Origin of the sequence: Archangium primigenium, assembly GCF_016904885.1 — a bacterium.
In the GTDB taxonomy this organism is placed as follows: Bacteria; Myxococcota; Myxococcia; order Myxococcales; family Myxococcaceae; genus Cystobacter; species Cystobacter primigenius.
Window position 1 is genome coordinate 2,048,608 of the sequence record NZ_JADWYI010000001.1, and the last position, 18,045, is coordinate 2,066,652.

The 18,045-nt window shown below is 73.6% G+C and carries 17 protein-coding genes; 11 read left to right on the forward strand and 6 right to left on the reverse strand.

The features are described 5' to 3' along the window. The first annotated feature begins 15 nt into the window (after nucleotides 1-15). Together I3V78_RS08705 and I3V78_RS08710 are read left to right on the forward strand one after the other, a co-directional pair. Entirely contained in the window at nucleotides 16-2,712 is a 2,697-nt protein-coding gene (locus tag I3V78_RS08705; protein WP_204485909.1) for a serine/threonine-protein kinase, read from the forward strand. A gap of 30 nt (nucleotides 2,713-2,742) precedes the next feature. After that, the gene (locus tag I3V78_RS08710; protein ID WP_204485911.1) at nucleotides 2,743-4,119 is read left to right on the forward strand and encodes a sigma 54-interacting transcriptional regulator; all 1,377 of its coding nucleotides are present in this window, start codon (nucleotides 2,743-2,745) and stop codon (nucleotides 4,117-4,119) included. Nucleotides 4,120-4,122: 3 nt separating this feature from the next. Here I3V78_RS08710 and mutM read toward each other — a convergent pair whose 3' ends face one another. Continuing rightward, a complete protein-coding gene (gene mutM, locus I3V78_RS08715) occupies nucleotides 4,123-5,001 on the reverse strand; it encodes a DNA-formamidopyrimidine glycosylase (protein ID WP_204485913.1) in 879 nt (292 codons plus the stop codon). Between the two features lie 146 nt (nucleotides 5,002-5,147). Here mutM and I3V78_RS08720 point away from each other — a divergent pair, with 146 nt between their 5' ends. After that, nucleotides 5,148-5,873: an SDR family oxidoreductase gene (locus I3V78_RS08720; RefSeq protein WP_204485922.1), complete on the forward strand. Its 726-nt coding sequence runs from the start codon at nucleotides 5,148-5,150 to the stop codon at nucleotides 5,871-5,873. Between the two features lie 15 nt (nucleotides 5,874-5,888). Here I3V78_RS08720 and ygfZ read toward each other — a convergent pair whose 3' ends face one another. Next, nucleotides 5,889-6,956 carry a CAF17-like 4Fe-4S cluster assembly/insertion protein YgfZ gene (gene ygfZ, locus I3V78_RS08725; RefSeq protein WP_204485924.1) on the reverse strand — a complete coding sequence of 356 codons (1,068 nt, stop codon included), beginning with the start codon at nucleotides 6,954-6,956 and terminating at the stop codon, nucleotides 5,889-5,891. Nucleotides 6,957-6,994: 38 nt separating this feature from the next. On the opposite strand from ygfZ, the gene I3V78_RS08730 reads away from it, so the two are divergent. The 3 genes from I3V78_RS08730 to I3V78_RS08740 are packed head-to-tail and all read left to right on the forward strand — an operon-like array spanning nucleotide 6,995 to nucleotide 9,044. Further along, on the forward strand, nucleotides 6,995-7,321 hold the full coding sequence (locus I3V78_RS08730) for a cupin domain-containing protein (RefSeq protein ID WP_204485926.1): 327 nt from the start codon (nucleotides 6,995-6,997) through the stop codon (nucleotides 7,319-7,321). After that, complete coding sequence (locus tag I3V78_RS08735) at nucleotides 7,318-8,643, forward strand: vitamin K epoxide reductase/DsbA family protein (protein WP_204485928.1); 1,326 nt, start codon at nucleotides 7,318-7,320, stop codon at nucleotides 8,641-8,643. Before I3V78_RS08730 ends, I3V78_RS08735 begins: the two co-directional genes overlap by 4 nt. 20 nt (nucleotides 8,644-8,663) lie before the next feature. Beyond that, a complete protein-coding gene (locus I3V78_RS08740) occupies nucleotides 8,664-9,044 on the forward strand; it encodes a translation initiation factor (RefSeq protein ID WP_204485930.1) in 381 nt (126 codons plus the stop codon). Here I3V78_RS08740 and I3V78_RS08745 read toward each other — a convergent pair. The 4 genes from I3V78_RS08745 to I3V78_RS08760 all read right to left on the reverse strand — a co-directional run bounded on the left by I3V78_RS08745 (nucleotide 9,031) and on the right by I3V78_RS08760 (nucleotide 12,959). Next, nucleotides 9,031-9,531 (reverse strand): methylated-DNA--[protein]-cysteine S-methyltransferase, encoded by a 501-nt coding sequence (locus I3V78_RS08745; RefSeq protein WP_204485932.1) that lies wholly within the window; start codon nucleotides 9,529-9,531, stop codon nucleotides 9,031-9,033. The genes I3V78_RS08740 and I3V78_RS08745 overlap by 14 nt on opposite strands. Then, nucleotides 9,528-10,991 (reverse strand): AlkA N-terminal domain-containing protein, encoded by a 1,464-nt coding sequence (locus I3V78_RS08750; RefSeq protein WP_204485934.1) that lies wholly within the window; start codon nucleotides 10,989-10,991, stop codon nucleotides 9,528-9,530. Before I3V78_RS08750 ends, I3V78_RS08745 begins: the two co-directional genes overlap by 4 nt. A 114-nt stretch (nucleotides 10,992-11,105) precedes the next feature. Beyond that, nucleotides 11,106-12,110 carry an isocitrate dehydrogenase (NAD(+)) gene (locus tag I3V78_RS08755; RefSeq protein ID WP_204485936.1) on the reverse strand — a complete coding sequence of 335 codons (1,005 nt, stop codon included), beginning with the start codon at nucleotides 12,108-12,110 and terminating at the stop codon, nucleotides 11,106-11,108. A 66-nt stretch (nucleotides 12,111-12,176) separates the two neighbouring features. Then, complete coding sequence (locus tag I3V78_RS08760) at nucleotides 12,177-12,959, reverse strand: DUF2270 domain-containing protein (RefSeq protein WP_204485939.1); 783 nt, start codon at nucleotides 12,957-12,959, stop codon at nucleotides 12,177-12,179. Between the two features lie 79 nt (nucleotides 12,960-13,038). On the opposite strand from I3V78_RS08760, the gene I3V78_RS08765 reads away from it, so the two are divergent. From I3V78_RS08765 to I3V78_RS08785, 5 genes are all read left to right on the forward strand, one after another. Continuing rightward, nucleotides 13,039-15,078 (forward strand): hybrid sensor histidine kinase/response regulator, encoded by a 2,040-nt coding sequence (locus tag I3V78_RS08765; RefSeq protein ID WP_204485941.1) that lies wholly within the window; start codon nucleotides 13,039-13,041, stop codon nucleotides 15,076-15,078. Nucleotides 15,079-15,238: 160 nt separating this feature from the next. Beyond that, nucleotides 15,239-15,859: a TIGR02265 family protein gene (locus I3V78_RS08770; RefSeq protein ID WP_204485943.1), complete on the forward strand. Its 621-nt coding sequence runs from the start codon at nucleotides 15,239-15,241 to the stop codon at nucleotides 15,857-15,859. 13 nt (nucleotides 15,860-15,872) lie between these two features. After that, nucleotides 15,873-16,559 (forward strand): HAD family hydrolase, encoded by a 687-nt coding sequence (locus I3V78_RS08775; protein ID WP_204485945.1) that lies wholly within the window; start codon nucleotides 15,873-15,875, stop codon nucleotides 16,557-16,559. A gap of 245 nt (nucleotides 16,560-16,804) precedes the next feature. Beyond that, the gene (locus I3V78_RS08780) at nucleotides 16,805-17,428 is read left to right on the forward strand and encodes a TIGR02265 family protein (protein WP_204485947.1); all 624 of its coding nucleotides are present in this window, start codon (nucleotides 16,805-16,807) and stop codon (nucleotides 17,426-17,428) included. Next, on the forward strand, nucleotides 17,403-18,038 hold the full coding sequence (locus I3V78_RS08785) for a TIGR02265 family protein (RefSeq protein WP_204485949.1): 636 nt from the start codon (nucleotides 17,403-17,405) through the stop codon (nucleotides 18,036-18,038). Before I3V78_RS08780 ends, I3V78_RS08785 begins: the two co-directional genes overlap by 26 nt. Nucleotides 18,039-18,045 lie beyond the last annotated feature (7 nt).

The window sequence follows — 18,045 nt, forward strand, 5'->3', positions numbered from 1 at the left end:
TTCTGGGAACGACGCATGAGTGAACAGACGGTCTCCTCCCGGCCTCGGGGAAAGAAGGCGGTGCCCGCGCTCAAACAGGTGGGCCGCTACGTGCTGCTCAAGCAGTTGGGCGAGGGCGGCATGGGCGTGGTGTACATGGCCTACGATCCGGACCTGGACCGGGCGGTGGCGCTCAAGCTGTTGCGCGCGGACGGGCGGGCGAACTCGGAGGACGCGCGGGCGCGGCTGTTGCGCGAGGCGCAGGCGATGGCGCGGGTGTCGCACGCGAACGTCATCCCCATCTTCGACGTGGGCGTGTGGGGCGAGCAGGTCTTCCTGGCGATGGAGCTCGTGGAGGGCCAGACGCTGGGCGAGTGGCTGCGCGCGAACGAGCGCCCCGCGTGGCGCGAGGTGCTCGGCAAGTTCGTGGACGCGGGCCGGGGGCTCCTGGCCGCGCACGAGGCGGGGCTCGTGCACCGCGACTTCAAGCCCGGCAACGTGCTGATGGACCGGCGGGGCCGCGTCTTCGTCACCGACTTCGGCCTGGCGCGCCAGGTGGAGAAGGGCGAGCAGGAGCAGACGTCCCTGTTCCAGGCCGCGGGCCTGCTGCCCGCGGGCGTGGAGCACCGCATGTTGGAGGTGGACCTGACCGAGACGGGCTCGGTCATGGGCACGCCCAACTACATGTCCCCCGAGCAGTTCCGGGGCGCGGGCGTGGACGTGCGCTCGGACCAGTTCAGCTTCTGTGTGTCGCTCTACTGGGCGCTCTACCGGCAGCGGCCCTTCGAGCCGGATGCGCTGCGGCGGGCCGTGCAGTCCGGCGTCGTCGCGGAGTCGCCCGGCGAGACGCCCGGCGCCGCGCCCACCCGGGCCGCGCGGCGCGAGGCCCGCGCGCGCCTGCCCGCGCCGCCGCTCATCCTGGAGCCGCCGCGCGACAGCCCGGTGCCCGCCTGGGTGCGCCAGGCCCTCATGCGGGGGCTGTCGGTGGAGCCCGGCCAGCGCTTCGCGTCCATGGGCGAGTTGCTCGCGGCGCTCAGCCAGGAGGCCCGGCTGCGCCGGCGGCGTGGGTGGATGGCGGCCGCGGCGGCGGGGGTGGTGGGCGTGTCGCTCGTGGGCACGGCCGTGTACCAGCGCTCGCGCGTGTGCGTGGGCGCGGGGGAGCTCATGGCCGAGGTGTGGAACCCCGCGGCGCGCCAGCGGGTGGAGGGCGCCTTCGCCGCCACGGGCCTGGCCTTCGCCCCGGACGTCTCCGGGCGGGTGGCCGGGGTGCTGGACGGGTACACGCGTGCCTGGAGCGCGCAGCGGGTGGCGGCGTGCGAGGCCACGAAGCTGCGGGGGGTGCAGACGGAGGCGCTGCTCGAGCGGCGCGAGGCGTGTCTGGAGCGGCGCCGCCAGGACGTGCGGGCGCTGGTGGACGAGCTGTCGCGGGCGGACGGGACCCTGGTGGAGAAGTCCGTGGACGCGGCGCTCGCCCTGCCCGTGCTGGGGGAGTGCGAGAACGTGGAGGCGCTCGCCGAGCGACAGCGCCTGCCCGAGGACGCGGGCCAGCGCGAGCGGATTGCCGCCCTGGACGAGCGCCTCGCCCGGCTCAAGGTGCTCGTGGACACGGGCCGCTACGCGCCCGCGCGCGAGGCGGTGGGGCCGCTCGTGGAGGCGGCGGAGAACACGGGCTACGCGCCGCTGATGGCCGAGGCGCATGCCCAGCGCGGCTGGCTCCGCTTCCAGTTGAGCGAGCTGGAGGCCGCGCGGGGCGACCTGGTGCGCGCCGCCCACGAGGCCGAGGCGGGCCGGGCCGAGCGCGTGAAGGCGGAGGCGCTCGGGCGGCTGCTCTACGTGGACACCCGGCGCGAGCACTTCGACACGGCGGAGGAGTGGGGCGGCTGGACGGAGGCCGCGCTGCGCCGCATGGGCGGAGACGCGCTGCTCGAGGGCGGGCTGCTGTTCAACCGCGCCCACCTGGCGCTCTCGCGCGGACAGCTCCCCGCGGCGCGGGCCCTCTTCGAGCGGGCGGGCGCGGTGTGGCAGCGGGTGTTGCCCCCGGAGCATCCCCGGCGGGCCCGGCTGGGGGTGATGCTGGGCCGCGTGCTGGTGCAGGAGGGCCAGGCGGCGCGGGGCGTGGAGGTGCTGCGCGAGGCGCTCGCGCGCCTGGACAAGGGCCTGGGCGCGCTCCACCCCGACACCGTCACGGCGCACTACGCGCTGGCCTGGGCGCTGCGCGAGCAGGGGGAGCTGGAGCGGGCGCTCACGCAGGTGCGCGAGGTGGTGCGGCGGCACGAGGCGCTCCATGGGCCCGCGCACGTGCGCACCGCGGAGGCGCGGGACGAGGAGGGCCAGAGCCTGCTCGGGCTCAAGCGCTACCCGGAGGCGCTGGCGGTGTACCAGCGCGCCCTGGCCGACAAGCGCCGGGTGCTCGCGCCGGACGACGCGTCCCTGCAGTATTCCTATGACGGGGTGGGCCAGGCGCTCCTGGGCCTGGGCCGGGTGCGCGAGGCCCTGTCGCCCCTGCGCCAGGCCGTGTCCTTCGCGTCCGTGGAGCCCGAGGCGCTCGCCGAGTCCGGCTTCGCCCTGGCCCGGGCGCTCCGGGGGGACGGGCAGGCGCGCGAGGCGCTCGTCCAGGCGCGGCAGGCGCGCGACCTGTTCCTGCGCGCTGGCGAGGAGGGGCGGGCCGCCGAGGTGCTCGCGTGGATGGCGCCCGCGCGCGAATCCCCCAAGCACCAGGGCCGGCGCCCCTGAGCCCCCGGCCCGCGTGCTAGAGTCCCCGCCGTGTCCGAGTGGGATGAAGAGGGTGGGCCGCCCCAGGCCCGGACGGCGACGGCCACCCTGCCGCGCAAGGTCCGGTCTGGCCGGGTCCGGTTGAAGCTGCTGGTGCTGTCGGGCCCCGAGGCCGGCAAGAGCCACGTGCTCGAGCCGGGGCGCACGTACGTGCTGGGCAAGGACTCCACCGCCGACATCGTGCTCACGGAGAAGACGGTCTCCCGGCAGCACCTGTCGCTGGAGGTCCGCGAGGACTGCGTGCTCGCGCGCGACCTGGGCTCGCGCAACGGCTCCCTGCGCGACGGGCTGCGCTTCTCCGAGCTGGAACTGGGGCCGGGCTCGGAGTGGGACGTGGGCTCGGTGTCGCTCAAGCTCGTGCCCCAGGAGGGGCGCGCGCGCGCGCTGCTCCTGTCCGCGCGCGAGAGCTTCGGGGGGCTCGTCGGCCACAGCCGGCGCATGCGCGAGGTCTTCACCCTGCTCGAGCGCATGGCGGCGGGCACCTCGGACGTGCTCATCCAGGCCGAGACGGGCACGGGCAAGGAGTTGTGCGCCGAGGCCCTCCACAAGGAGAGCCCGCGCGCCAAGGGCCCCTTCGTCATCGTGGACCTGGCGGGCGTCGCCCCCTCGCTCATCGAGAGCGAGCTGTTCGGCCACGTGAAGGGCGCCTTCACCGGGGCCCAGACGGAGCGGGCCGGCGCCTTCGAGCGCGCCTCCGAGGGCACGGTGTTCCTCGACGAGGTGGGCGAGCTGCCGTTGGACTTGCAGCCGCGCCTGCTCCGCGTGTTGGAGCGCCGGCAGGTCAAGCGCGTGGGCGCCAACGAGTACCGCACGGTGGACATGCGCGTGGTGGCCGCCACGCACGTGGACCTGGAGAGCGCCGTGGACAAGGGGAAGTTCCGCGCGGACCTCTACCACCGGCTCGCGGTGCTCAAGGTGGTGCTGCCCCCGCTGCGCGAGCGGCCCGAGGACATCCCCTTCCTGGTGGACCACTTCCTGCGGCGCATGGGCCGCCCCCAGGGCACGCTGTCCGACCAGACGCGCGCCCTGCTCGCCCAGTACCCGTGGCCGGGCAACGTGCGCGAGCTGCGCAACGTGGTGGAGCAGGTGGTGAACCTGGGCGAGGACGCCCTGCCGGAGATGACGCCGCCCGGAGGCCCGCGCGCCGCCCGGGGCCGCTCCACGCCCGAGCTGTCCCTGCCCTTCAAGGAGGCCAAGGAGCGGCTCATCGACGGCTTCGAGCAGGACTACGTGCGTGACCTGCTCGCGCGCTGCGAGGGCAACATCTCCCGCGCCGCGCGGGAGGCGGGCATCGACCGCATGTACCTCTACAAGCTGGTGAAGAAGCACGGCCTGGACGCGGGCCGCTCCGGCGGCTCGGACGGGTAGGCCTCAGGCGCTCAGCAGCGGGTCCGCCGGCGCCGCCTCCCCCGAGGGCAGGGCCGTGGTGACGTCCTGCTCGGGCTGGCAGGTGGGGCACCAGTGGGTGTTGCGTCCGCCCAGCTTGCCCGCGCGCACCCGGTCCCCGCAGCGGGGGCAGGACTCGCCCGTGCGGCCGAACACGTTGCGGTGGTGCTTCGCGCCGCCCTGCACCCCGAAGAGGTCGCGCTGGGTGCCCCGCAGGCGGATGCCCTCGTCGAGCACCTCGCGGATGCCCTCGTACAGCCGCACCAGCTCCGCGGGGCCCAGGGAACCCGCGACCCGGCGGGGATGCAGCCGGGCCACCCACAGGCTCTCGTCCGCGTCCCGGTTGCCGAGCCCCGCGAAGACGCGCTGGTTGAGCAGCACCGTCTTGAGGGGGCCGCGCCGACGGCGCAACTGGCGCGCGAGCACCTCGGGCGAGAAGTCGTCCGACAGGGCCTCCGGACCCAACTCGTCGAGCTTGAGCCGCTCAGTCAGCTCGCTCGCGGGCGCCAGCGCCACCCGCGCGTAGCCGAGCTCGTCGCTGAAGACGAGCTCCTCGCCGCCCTCCAGGCCCAGCACCACGAGCGTGTGCTCGGGCCGGGTGCCGATGGCCCCGCGCAGCTCCAGGTTGCCCCAGAGCATCAGGTGCAGGGCCAGCACCTGCCCGTCGTCCAGGGCCAGGAGCATGAACTTGGCCCGCCGCCGCGCGGACACCACCCGCCGCCCCGCGAGCCGCTCGGACAACACACTCGCCCGGGGGAAGCGCACCGCCTGGGGCACGCGCACCTCCGCGCCCGTGAAGCGCTTGCCCACCACCGCCTGTTGCAGGTCCCTCACCAGCGTCTCCACCTCGGGGACTTCCGCCATGGTCTCGTTCCTCCCGTGACTTTTAAAGTAAGGCGCCCGAGGGGACGACTCAAGCGGTCCTTCCGGTGGACGAGACCTCGGAGGTGGGAGGCGGAGGGCGCTCGGCCGGCTGACTGGCCCGGCGGCCTCTGTTAAGGAAGGCGGCCATGACGACCGCATTCATCACCGGCGCCGGCGTGCGTGTGGGCAGCGCGGTGGCGCGCGCCCTGGGCCAGGCCGGGTATGACCTGGCGCTGCACGCGAACCGCTCCGCCGAGTCGGTGCGGGCGCTGGCGGAGGAGTTCGAGGTGCTCGGGCGGCGGGTCACCGTCCACACCGCGGACCTGTCCCGGCCCGAGGCGGTGGACGCGCTGGGCGCCGAGGTGCGCGCGGCCCATCCCGCCCTGGACGTGGTGGTGCACAACGCGGGGCTCTACGCGGCGGTGCCCTTTGGCGCCATCACCCGCGCGCAGTACCAGACGATGGTGGGGGTGAACCTGGACGCGCCCTTCTTCCTCACCCAGGCCCTGCTGCCCTCGCTGCGCGCGGGCACGTCCCCCTTGGTGGTGCACCTCACGGACATCGCCGGGGAGCGGCCCGTGGGGGGCTACGCGCACTACTCGGTGAGCAAGGCGGGCCTCATCATGCTCACGCGGGCGCTGGCGGTGGAGCTGGCGCCGCACGTGCGCGTCAACGCCATCTCCCCGGGCACGGTGGCCTTCCCGGAGGACTTCGACGCGGCGGCGCGCGAGGACACGCTGCGGCGCATTCCCCTGGGGCGCGAGGGGAGCGTGGAGGACGTGGCCCGCGCGGTGCTGTTCCTCGCCCGGGACGCGCCCTACGTCACCGGCCAGGTGCTCGCGGTGGACGGCGGCCGGAGCGCGCAGCTCTAGCGCGCGCGCCGGGCGTCAGGCGAAGGGCAGGGCGGTGACGGTGGCCTCGGCGGGGCCCTCGCCCACGGTGAGCACCGTGCCGGGCTCCAGGTGGTCGCGGTGCACGTAGCCCAGGGCCAGGGGCTCGGCGGCGCCGGGCGAGCGCGTCACGCTGGTGAGCCAGCCCACCTTCTTGCCGTCCTTCTTGAGCTCGGTGCCGGGCCCGGCCGCGTCCGCGCTCAGGCGCAGGCCGGCGAGCTTTCGGTTCATGTGGCCGCGGAAGGTGGCGCGGGCGATGACCTCCTGCCCGATGTAGCACCCCTTGTTGTACGAGATGGCGTGGGTGAGGTTGGCCTCCAGGGGGATGGTGGTGTCCACCATGTCCTGGCCGTAGCGCGGCACCCCGGCCTCCACGCGCACCACCTCGAGCGCCCGCCAGCCGAGCGGCTGGAGCCCCAGGGCCGCGCCCGCCGCCCCGAGGGCCTTCCACACCGCCTCCAGACCCGCGCGCGGCACCCACACGTCCACGCCCTGGGCCTGCAGCCGGGTGTTGCCCAAGAGCAGCACGTCCTGGTCCGCCAGACGCCCGGCGCGCGTGGCGTCCTGGGCGAGGGGCTCGAAGGGCGCGCCGAGCGCGGCCGTCAGCAGCTCGGGCGTCCGGGGGCCGAGCAGCCGCAAGAGGCCGCCCTCCTCGGTGGCGTCGTGCAGCTCGGCGTCCTCGGAGATGAGGTACTTCTCCAGGAATTCCCGCACCTTGGCGCCCAGGCCGGGCTCCAGGTCCAGCAGCAGGTCCGCGTCGCGGCGCAGGATGCGCGCGTCCGCCACCATGGCGCCCTTCACGGTGATGAAGGCCGCGTAGGTGGAGGCCCCGGCCACGAGTCCCTTCACGTCCTGGGTCACCATGCCGTGCAGGAAGGTTGTGCGGTCCTCCCCGGTTATGCGCAGCGCCTCGCGGTAGGTGGCGTCATGGAGCGCCACGCCTGTCCGGGCGGCGCGGTACTCGGCCGCCTCGTTCCCGTAGTCGGCCACGACTTCCCGGCCTTGAAGCTCTTGAAAACGGGCGCCTGCCTGCTCGTGAAGAAAATGCAGAGACAGCGGTTGCATGAGCGTCGCTATATAGAGGGCCGGGAGTGAATGCCACGATGGATGTGAAACACCTGTCGGACTACCTGGGCTTCGCGGCCGGGAAGCTCCAGAAGCACCACCTCTTCGGGTCCGAGCGCTTCTTCCTGGACGTGTACTGCCTGCTGCCCGGCCAGTCGCAGAAGCCCCATCGGCACGCGGCCTCGGACAAGGTGTACACCGTGCTGGAGGGGCAGTGCCGCTTCCAGCTGGGCGCGGAGGAGACCCTCCAGGGCCCCGGCGCCGTCCTCTTCGCCCCCGCGGGGGTGGAGCACGGCGTCACCAACGATGGCCCCGCCAACGCCCGCCTCCTCGTCTTGATGACCCCCCCTCCGGAGCACGCATGAGCAAGAAGGCCAATCCGCCCCCTCCTCCCCCCGTTCGTGGCGCCCAGGCGCTGCTCGCCCTGGGCCTCGCCGAGAGCGCGCTCTCCGTCTTCCAGTGGAGCCAGCTGCTCACCCTGCGCCAGGGCGGCGCCACCGTGTGCGGCGTCTCCGAGCGCGTCAACTGCGAGACCGTGTGGAACTCGCCCTTCGCCAGCGCCCTGCACGGGCTCTTCCACATGCCGGTGGCGGGGCTGGGCGTCGTGTGGGGCCTGGTCGCCGTGGCGCTCTCGGCGCTCTACCTCGTCTGGGCCAGGGGCGGCCGCCCGGTGCGGGCCGCCGCCAACGGGCTGCGCCTGACGGCCGCCGCGGGCCTGGTCGCCTGTGGCGTGTTCGCCGCCGCGAGCGCCAGCGTCGGCGTGCTCTGCCCCACGTGTCTGGGCACCTACGCGCTCACCGCCGCCTTCGCCGTCGTGGCCTTCAAGGGCCTGCCGGGCGCCGTATTGCCCCAGGCCGGCGAGTGGGGAGAGACCCTCAAGTGGGCCGGAGGCTTCGCGGTGGCCGCCTATGTCGCCGTGCTCGTGCCGGGCGCGCAGACGCCCCGCGCCGGGGCCGGCGCCGCGTCCATGGCCCAGGCGCCGCTCGGCTCGCTGCCGGACTACCTGGCCAGCCTCTCCTCCGAGGAGAAGCAGGCCGTGTCCGACGCGCTGGCGAAGTACCGCCAGGACTCGCCCCTGCCCGCCGCCTTCCCCGCCCGCCGCCAGTACGGCCCCGCCAGCGCGCCGGTGAAGATGGTGGAGTGGACCGACAGCCGCTGCCCCCACTGCAAGTCCCTGGTGGAGGCCCTCGCCGTCATCAAGCAGCGCCTGCCCGAGGGCAAGCTGTCGCTCGAGGCGCGCCAGTTCCCGCTCGACAGCGCGTGCAACTTCTCCCTGCCGCCGCAGCTCAGTGATGGCTCGGGCACGCGCTGCCTCGCCGCCAAGGGGCAGATCTGCCTCGAGGGCGCCTCGGACTACTGGGCGCTGCGCGAGAAGCTCTTCGAGGCCCAGCGCTCGCTCACGAGCGGCCCGGCCATCATGGACATCCTGGCCTCGGGCTCGGTGCCCCGCTCGCAGCTGGAGGCGTGCGTGAACGCGCAGGACACCCAGCGCAAGCTCCAGGAGGACGTCGCCTACGCCAAGCAGCACGAGCTGCGGGGCACGCCGCTCGTGGTCGTCAACGGGCGCGAGGCGGCCGCCTTCCCGCCCTTCCTCACCGCGCTCATCCTCGCGGACGGCAACCCGGACGCGGAGGCCTTCAAGACGCTGCCCGCGCCGCGGGCCCTCCAGGCGCACCAGGCCCACTGAACCCCGGGAGTCCCCGCCCCATGGGCAAGCGTGACAAGAAGCCGGAGGCGCCCGCCGCCCCGGCGCCCTTCCACAACCCCTTCGCCGCGCTGGGTCTGAACCGGGAGGCGCTGCCGCCCGGCCCGCCGCCCGCGCCGGTGAAGGCCGCCGCGCCCGCCCGGGGGCCCGCGCGCGCCGTGGTGCGCATGGAGCGCAAGGGCCGCGGGGGCAAGGAAGTGACGGTGGTGGAGCAGCTGGAGCTGTCCGAGGCCGAGCGCGACACGTGGCTCAAGGCCCTCAAGGGTTCGCTGGGCTGCGGGGGCACGGTGGAGGGCGACACGCTGGTCTTGCAGGGCGATCAGCGCGAGCGCCTGCCCGCGCTGCTCGAGGCCCGGGGCGTGCGCCGCGTCACCGTGGGGTGAGCCGCCGCTCGTGGGCCAGCAGCCACTGCTTGGCGGCGAGGCCCCCCGCGTAGCCCGTGAGGCTCCCCGAGGCGCCCACCACCCGGTGGCAGGGCACCAGGATGGACAGGGGGTTGCGCGCGTTGGCGGAGCCCACGGCCCGCGCCGCCCCGTCCCGGCCGAGGTGCCGCGCGAGCTGGGCGTAGGACCAGGTGTGGCCCCAGGGAATCTCCCGGAGCGCCGCCCACACGGCGTGCTGGAAGGGCGTGCCCTCGGGGGCCAGGGGCAGCTCGAAGCCCTGGCGCTCGCCCGCGAAGTACTGCGCGAGCTGGGTGCCCGCCGCGCGCAGCACGGGCAGGGCCTCGTGGGGCGTGGCCGTGAGGGCGCGCGCGTGCCGGTGGTTCTCCAGGTACACGGCGGTGAGGGCCTCGGCCGTGGCGAACAGCCGCAGCGGGCCCACGGGACTGGCCAGGGTGGTGCTGTAGAGGTTCGGGGTCTCAAGGCTCATCCGCCGGCTCCGGTCGAGAGGGAATTCCACAGGTGCATGACCGCGTAGGTGCGCCAGGGCCGCCACGCCTCGGCGCGGGCCTCGGCCGCCTTCGCCGTCGCCCCGCCGAGCGCCTTGCGGATGCCGAGATCACTCGCGGGAAAGGCGTCCGGCCAGCGCAGGGCGCGCATCGCGATGTAGTGGGCCGTCCACGGGCCGATGCCCGGCAGGGCCTGGAGCGCCGCGAGCGTCTGCTCCACGTCGGCGTGGGGCTCGAGGCGCACCGTGCCCTCGGCGAGGGCGCGGGAGACGGCCAGGAGCGTCCGGGCGCGCGCGCCGGGCAGGCCCAGGGCGGCCACCGCGTCCTCGGTGGCCGAGGCGAGGGTTTCCGGCCGGGGGAAGTGGTGGGTGAGCGCCGGGTGGGGGCCGGGGGACGCCACGGGCTCGCCGAAGCGCGCCACGAGCCGTCCGCTCAGCGTGGTGGCCGCCCGGACCGACACCTGCTGGCCGAGGATGGCCCGCACCGTCATCTCGAAGGCATCGAAGGCCCCGGGCATCCGCAGGCCCGGTGTCGCCTGGACATGGGGCGCCAGGAGCGGCTCGCGCGCGAGGCAGTCCGCGATGAGGGCGGGCTGGGCGTCCAGGTCGAAGAGGGCGCGCAGCCGCGCGGCCACCGGCATCAGCGCGCCCGCGAGGGACAGGGACAGCTCGGCCCGGAGCGCGGGCCGCTCGGGGTCCGCGCGCACCACGAGCCAGCCCTGGGTGTCACCCAGCCGCACCGTGCGCCGGTACGCGCCGTCGGCCACGTGCTCCACGCCGGGCAGGGCGCGCCCCTGGAGGAAGCCCAGGAGCGTCTCCCAGGCGAGCGGCGGGCGGTAGTCCAGGCGCAGCACGAGCGCGGGTGGGGCGGGGCGCTCCGCGTCGCCGCGCCGCAGGGCCGAGGGCGGCCGACCGAAGCGCGCCTGGAACAGGGCGTTGAAGCGCCGCACGCTCCGAAAGCCGCTGGCGAAGGCCACCTCGGCGAGCGGCAGCGCGGTGTCCTGGAGCAGCTGCTTGGCCAGCGCGAGCCGCCGGGTCTGGGCGAGCGCCACGGGGGACACGCCCAGCGCGGCCTCGGTGACGCGGCGCAGGTGGCGGCTGGTGACGCCCAGCTCCCCGGCGAGCGCGTCGAGCGAGGCCTCGTTGAGCGCCCCGGCCTCGATGCGCGCGAGCGCGGCCGCGGCCAGCCGGGCCCCCGCGTCCACGGGCGCGTGCCCCGGGGCGAGCTCCGGACGGCACAGCAGACAGGCCCGGAAGCCCGCCTGTTCGGCCTCGGCGGCGGAGCGGTAGAAGGTGCAGCGCTCGGCGCGGGGCGTGCGGGCCGTGCACACGGGCCGGCAGTAGATGCCCGTGGTGGCCACGCCCACGAAGAACAGCCCGTCGAAGCGGCGGTCGCGCGCGCTCAGGGCGCGGTAGCAGGTGTCGGGGACGAGCGGCGTCATCACCCGGCTGTCGTAGCGTGACCGCCGGGGGCGTGTCTGGCCGTTTTCGGACCCGACCGCGAGAATCGGGTCCGCCCTCCCGGACGGAGGACGGCCGGGGACTTCGATGGGGGACTACAGCGCGGCGATGACGGCGTCGGTGAAGTCGCGCGTGGTGGCGCCGCCGCCCAGGTCGCCCGTGCGGGCGGTGCCCTCGGCGTGCACCTTGGCGAGCGCGCCCTCGAAGCGCCGCGCCGCGGGGCCCATGTCCAGGAAGTCGAGCATCATCACCGCGGACATCATCAGCGCGGTGGGGTTGGCCAGGCCCTTGCCCGCGATGTCCGGCGCCGTGCCGTGCACCGCCTCGAACATCGCCGTGCGCTCGCCGATGTTGGCGCCCGGCACCAGGCCCAGGCCGCCCACGAGGCCCGCGCACAGGTCGCTCAGGATGTCGCCGTAGAGGTTCTCCATCACCAGCACGTCATAGCGGCTCGGATCCTTCACGAGCTGCATGCACATGTTGTCGACGATGACCTCCTCGTACTGGATCTCCGGGTACTCGCGGCCCACCTTGCGCGCGCAGTCCAGGAACAGGCCATCCGACAGCTTCATGATGTTGGCCTTGTGCACCGACGTCACCTTCTTGCGGCCGTGCTTGCGCGCGTGCTCGAAGGCGAAGCGCGCGATGCGCGTGCTGGCCTTCTCGGTGATGATCTTCAGGGACTCGACCACGCCCGGCACGATGATGTGCTCCAGGCCCGCGTAGAGGCTCTCGGTGTTCTCGCGCACCACGACCAGGTCCACGCCGTCATAGCGCGTCTTGATGCCGGGCACGCTCTTGACGGGCCGCAGCGCGGAGTACAGGTCCAGGCGCTTGCGCAGGCCCACGTTCGCGCTCGCCATGCCGCCGCCCACCACCGTGCCCGTGGGGCCCTTGAGCGCCACGCCGTTGCGCAGCACGGACTCCACGGTGGAGTCGGGCAGGTTGGTGCCGAATTTCGCGATGCACTCGGCGCCGGCGTCCCGGCTCTCGAACTGCAGGGGAACCTCGAGCGCCTGGAGGACGCGAAGGGTGGCCGCCATCACCTCGGGGCCGATGCCGTCGCCATTGATGACCGTGACCGTACGCGGAGTCGTCATGTCGCCGCTTCAACCACAAAACCCGAGGGGTCGGAAGGAGGAAAACCCGCCGCGCCCCCCGCCCGGCTAATGCATGGGCGGAGTCTGACGCGGCCCCGGCCCGGCCCCGGCGCCGCCCCGGCGGCGCGGCGCGCGCGTGGCGTAGGGCCGGTAGAAGGACTCCCACAAGGCGGCGCGCCGGCCCCTGGGCAGCGTGCGCAATTCGCCCATGGGCGCGCGGGTGAAGAAGGACGCCGCGAACAGGTAGGTGAAGCCGAGCATCAGCACCAGGAGAAAGCCCATCACCACCTCGCCGGGCAGGGGCCCCACGGCCGCGCGGTGCAGGAAGTCGTCCAGGTCCCGGGGCGGGCGCGGGTGGCTGTACACCTTGACGAACCAGGTGGTGGTCAGCACGAGCAGGATGGGCCCGTACGCGCGGTTGAGCCGGGTGGAGATGGCGGAGAAGAGCGACAGGTGGATCTGCGGCCGCTCGACCAGCGTGACGAGCTCCCGGATGGCGTCCGGATCGATGGGCTCGCGCCGCAGCAGCGGCACCCAGTACCCGTTCTCCAGGAGCCGCACCCGGCGGATCCACAGGTCGTAGTAGCGGTAGCGGCGCGCCTCGATGAGCAGGAAGGTGAGCACCAGCCAGATGCCCACCAGGAAGACCACGGGCGAGCCGGTGCTCGACAGGCCGAAGGACACCACGGCCGCGCTGGTGGTCAGCGCCCAGTTGGTGGTGGTGTCCAGGCGCGAGCGCCAGGTGTCCGAGCGGCTGAGCTCGCCCCGGAACAGCTGCGCCATGGCCGCGTCGGACACCGGGGGCGGCGCGTCCTCGCCCTTGTCGCGCTCGGTCATGTCGTTGGCCATCCGCGCCCCTCCCAGGGTTGTCGGGGGCGGTCTGGCTGGCCTCTCGGGCCCACCATGCCCACTGTTCCGCGGAGGAACCATGCGCATTCCCTTCCTCCAAGACACCCCGTCGCCGGTCGATCCCGTGGAGGCCCTCCTGCCCTTGCTGGAGGACGAGCCCGAGCGCGTGGTGCGCCTGTGGGCCAAGCGCCTGCGCGTGGAGACGTACGAGCTGGACCTGCCCGGCCGGGACCTGCGGGTGCCCCTCCGGGCCCTCATGGACGAGCTCGTCCGGCTGCTCAGGGACCGGGGAAAGGACGCCCTGCTGCTCTGGCCCGAGGTCGTCCGGCCGCATGGCGCACGGCGTTACAGCCAGCGCTTCGAGGCGGAGGACCTGGCGCGCGAGTTCAAGGCGCTCGAGGAGGTGCTGCTGCACCTGTACGCGCGGCGCAACGGCCGTCGCGTGGAGGCGGAGGTGGCCTCCTTCATCGTGGAGCTGGTGGGCGAGGCGCATGCCTCCGCCCAGGCCTCCTACGCCCGGGCGCTCAAGACGGAGGAGGTGCGCTTTCGCGAGGCCGCGGTGATGGAGTCGGTCCTGCACCACGTGGACGTGGGCATCATGCTGGTGGAGGTGGACGGCTCGGTGTCCTTCGCCTCGCCGCCGGTGAGCCGGCTGCTCGGGGTGCCGGTGCGCTCGGTGGTGGGCCCGCGCTCGTCCATGGCGCTCGCCACGGTGCTCTCGCAGGTGAACGCGCACCACCCGGAGGGCACGGGCTTCAAGGTGGGGGACATGCCCTTCACCCGGGCGCTGCGCGAGCGCGCGCCCGTGCACGGGGTGTGGATGGCGGTGGAGCGGCCCGGGGGCGGCGAGGTGAGCCTGGAGCTGAGCGCCACGCCCATCTTCGACGAGGGCGGGGACCTGGCCGGCGTCATCCAGACCTTCACCGACCGCACCGAGGCGGCCACCAAGAGCAAGGCCCTGCTCAGCGCGCACGACGAGCTGCGGCGGCTGCAGGGGCGGCTGTTGCAGCGCACCCGGACCCAGGCGCTGGGCCAGCTCGCCACGGGCGCGGCGCACGCGCTCAACAACTTCCTCAACGTGCTGCGCCTGCGCATCACGCTCTTGCGGCGCGAGTTCAACCCCGAGCACCTGGACGCCCTGGACAAGACGGTGGGCCAGGTGGGCGAGCTGGTGGCGCGGCTGCAGGAGTTCAACGTCCAGCGCACCGAGGAGCAGCTGGGCGACGTGCAGGTGGACGCCACGGTGCGCGAGGCGCTGGAGCTGGCGGGGCCGGAGCTGGAGCAGCGCGAGCACCCGGTGTCGGTGGAGCCGCGGCTGGGCGACCCGGGCGCGGTGCGGGCCGACGCCGGCTTCTTCCGCGAGCTGGTGGTGAACCTGCTGCTGGCCGAGCGCGAGCGGCTGGGGGACCGGGGCGGCCGCGTGGTGGTGGAGACGCGCGCCACGCCGGGCGGCGAGGCGCTCTTGCGCGTGGAGGACGCGGGCGTGCCCTACGAGGGCGAGGAGATGACGCGCATGTTCGAGCCGCTCAGCCGCGAGGTGGGCGCGCCCCAGCGCTCGCTCCTCCTGGCGGTGTCGCGCGAGCAGGTGCGCCGGTGGGGGGGAGAGCTCACGGTGGAGAACCTGCCCGAGGGGCGGGGCACGGCCTTCGTCGTGCGCCTGCCGCTCGCGCGCGCGCCGGACACCGGGCCCGCCGCGCGAGCCACGGGCCCGGCGGGCCCCGGAGTGCCCGTGCGGCGTCCGAGCGCCACGCGCCAGGTGCTCGTGGTGGACGACGATCCGGACAACGCGCGGATGATGGCGGAGGTGCTCGGCGAGGAGGGCTACGACGTGCGGGTGGCGCCCAACGGCGAGGTGGCGCTCAAGATGTGGGGCGAGCGGCACTACGACGCCGCCCTGCTGGATGCCGTCATGCCGGATCTGTCCGGGTGGGAGGTGGCGCGGGAGCTGCGCGCGCGCTCGCCCCGGGCGCTGCTGGCCATCGTGACGGGCATGGACGTGCGTGGACAGAACCGCGCCAACCTCGCCCTGGTGGACGCCGTGTTCCGCAAGCCCATCGACGTGGGCGCCCTGGACGACTTCCTCGGCCAGCCCGCGGCGGAGGGCGTCGCTCCCGATTAGGCGGGGATTGCGTGGCTGGCTCCCGCCCCGTCTACAGCGCCACGGCAATGATGTGGTGGCAGTGACTGCCCGCCAACCGACAGAGGTCGCCGCGCTGACACGTGCGATCCAGACGGTTACGCTGCGCACCCCTGGGGGCTCCGCTACAAGGGAGGAACGTATGTACACGCACGACTGTCATGTGGGCTCGGTCACGCCCGGCTCGGACGAGGACCTGGCGTTGCGCCTGGCGATGGCGTCGCCCACGGACACGGCGCGCGGCATGTTCCTGCGCTCCACCTTGGATGCGGTGCGCTGTCTGGGGGACGAGTCCGCCGTGCGCGACTGCCTCCGGGCGGGCGGCGAGGACAAGCCGGTGGACTTCTTCATCTACCCGGTGAGCGCCAACCTGCGCATGCTGTTCAGCGCGGCGCGGCTGCTCGAGGCGCGCTGCGGCGGGCTCGACGAGGCGCTGCGCGCGCTGGGCTACCGGGCGGCGGACAACTTCCTGTCGTCCGCGGCGGGCATGGCGCTCTTGCTGCTGGCCAACGGCGACGTGCGGCGCCTGGTGGATCACCTGCCCTCCACTTACCGCGCCTCGGTGAGCTTCGGCACGCGCACCGTGGTGTGGACGGGTCCCACCCGGGGCCGGCTCACCATGCGCCACGAGTTCATGCCCTATCCGTTCCACGAGGGCATCCTCATGGGCGTGCTGGACAAGGCGAGCGCCCGGGACGCGCGGGTGCGCGGTCAGCAACTCTCCACGCTGGAGAGCGAATACGAGGTGTCCTGGGAGTCGTGATAGGGCCCGGGGCATGTCCTCCCCGTTCCCCCGTCCCTGTGCCGCCGCCCTGTTCGATCTGGACGGCACCCTCGTCGACAACATGCGCTTCCACGTCCAGGCGTGGAGCGCGTTCGCCCGCGCGCACGGGCTCGAGGTCTCCGGCGAGCGCTTCGAGCGCGAGTTCGCCGGCAAGCGCAACGAGGAGATCCTCCCCGTGCTGCTGGGCCACACCCCTGCGCCCGAGGAACTGACGCGGCTGGCCGAGCGGAAGGAGGCGCACTACCGGGAGCTCTTCGCGCCCCACCTGCGGCCCCTGGCCGGAGCGCGGGCGCTGCTCACGCGCCTGAAGGCGGCGGGACGGGGCCTGGCGGTGGCCTCGGCGGCGCCGCGCGTCAACCGGGACTTCGTGCTCGGCGGCACCGGCCTGGACACCTTCTTCCCGCACGTCATCGGCGCCGAGCACGTGACGCGCGGCAAGCCCTTCCCGGACCTCTTCCTCGCCGCGGCCCGGGCCCTGGGCGCCGAGCCCGCGGCGTGTGTCGTCTTCGAGGACGCGATCAACGGCGTGCTCGCGGCGCGCGCGGCGGGCATGTTCGCCGTGGGCGTCACCACGCTGGTGCCCGCCGAGGCCCTGCGCGAGGCGGGGGCCCACTGGGTGATCAATGACTACACTTCCCTGCCTGGGGAGCTGGCCGCCTGGCTCCTGCCCGAGCCCTGAATCGCACGTGGTAATCCCATTTCACGGCGTAGCCGGTCATTTCATCTGACTGAATGCTTTCAGCATCCCGGTAGACACATCTACCGGGAGTGCAAACCCACAAGCGGAATGGACAGACGGCGCGTGTTTGTCCTCGGCGCTCGGAAAAAGAGAGGCGGGCGTGAGGGTGAGTGCTGACAGCCCGTGCGCGATGACTTACTCTCGCGGGCTCCTCGCACGGACTGGTTGCCACCAAGGGGGCACTCATGGTCGTGGGTCTCGGCGCGCGCACCGGATGGGAAAAGACAGACGGCTGGCAAGGCGAGCTCGAGCGGCGCATCTGTCTGTCCTCTCCGGATCACACCCTCAAGGGATTGTTCCTCAATGGCACGATGGATGTCTTGCACGCGCTCGGCGAGCACGACCTGGCGCGGCGCTGTCTGACGGACAGCGGCGAGACGCGCTTCCTGGACTTCTTCAACTACCCCGTGGCGATGCACTACCGGATGGTGGCCACGGCGCTGCCGGTGCTGGCCGAGGCGTACGGCGGCTCGGAGGAGGCGCTGCGGCAGTTGGGTCGGCTCGTGGGCCACCGCTTCCTGCGGCTCGGCGCGGGCAAGGTGATGCTGTCGCTGCGGCCCCTGAGTCCGCGCCAGCTCCAGTCCACGCTGCCGGTGGCGTGGCGCACCTCGGTGAGCTTCGGGGAGTACGCGGTGCGGTGGATGGGCCCCCAGTGCGGGCGGCTCATCTCCAGACACGACTTCATGCCCTATCCCTTTCACGAGGGCGTGATGCAGACGTCGTTGGAGCTGTGGGGGGGACGCTCGGTGCGGGTCAGTGGTCGTCAGACAGGTGGGCTCGACAGTGAATGCGACTTCTGGTGGCAGTGAGGCGGTGCGCTGGTCCGAGGCCGTGGCGTCCTGGGACCAGGAGGCCGCGTGGTCGCGGACGCTGGCGCTGACGACGTCCGAGGACATGGTCGGGGGCCTGTTCCTGCGCGGCACGCTCAAGGCCGTGCGCGCGCTGGGGGACGAGTCCCTGGTGGCGCGCAGCACCGCGGCGTGTGGCCAGACGAACTTCCTCGAGTTCTTCAACTACCCGGCCAGCGTGCTCTTGCGGCTGCTCGCCGAGGCGGTGCCGTCCTTGGCCCAGCGCCATGGCGATGTGGCGCACGCCCTGTGGCTGCTGGGCAACTGCGTGGGCCGTGACTTCCTGGACTCCGAGTCCGGCCGCGCCATGTGCCAGCTCTTGCGCCGCGAGGCCAAGCGGCTGATGAACCACCTGCCCGCCGCCTACCAGCTGTCGCTCACCGGCACGCGCGCGGTGCAGTGGCTCGGTCCCCAGCACTGCCGCTTCGTCATGACGCACGACGTCCTGCCCGCCGCCTTCCACGAGGGCCTGCTGGTGGCGCTGCTCGAGCACATGGACACCCGGCGCATCCACGTGGAGGGCGTGCAGACGGGCCCCTTGGCGCGGGAGTTCGACATCTCCTGGCGCTAGACTGCGC